This window comes from Mycobacterium sp. P2_H7 (genome assembly GCF_056403275.1).
The window spans coordinates 1-411 of sequence record NZ_JBFUFU010000063.1 but is presented as its reverse complement, the minus strand read 5'-3'; the positions used below and the strand labels follow the sequence as shown (position 1 = coordinate 411).

General features: G+C 64.5%; 1 protein-coding gene. It reads left to right on the top strand.

The annotated features are described in order from the left end of the window. Positions 1 to 174 precede the first annotated feature (174 nt). Positions 175 to 381, top strand: a complete 207-nt coding sequence (locus AC1DY7_RS31355) for a hypothetical protein (protein ID WP_477261967.1) — start codon at positions 175 to 177, stop codon at positions 379 to 381. Positions 382 to 411: the final 30 nt, after the last annotated feature.

The following is a 411-nucleotide window of genomic DNA, read 5'->3' as shown; positions in this document are numbered from 1 at the left end:
CCTCGGTAGGGGTAGCGACGCGAAAGCGCCCGGCGATCCGCGCCGCCGTCCTCCCCTGGCGGCGCGGGTCGCAGAATTCTCGGCCCCGGCTTGGTGAGGCCGAGTTTTCGACCCTTGGAGTTTCCGGCTTGAGGCTGGCGGCAAGCCGTGCCTTGATGCGGGTGGAGGAGTGACATGGCATTCGAGGCGGCACTCGGTATGGAACGGCTTTGCACCATCCGTGAGATTGCGCAAAAGGTACAACTCGGCGCCGCCACCGTGCATCGCGCGCTGAAGAATAGTCGCGAGGTCCGTGCCGAAACCAGGCGGCTGGTGTTTGAGACCGTCTGCCTCCTCAACGAAGAAAAGATCGCCCGCGCAGCCAGGTTTGTCGGAGGCTAGGTTTGGCGGACCACATGCGCCTTTCCCTCG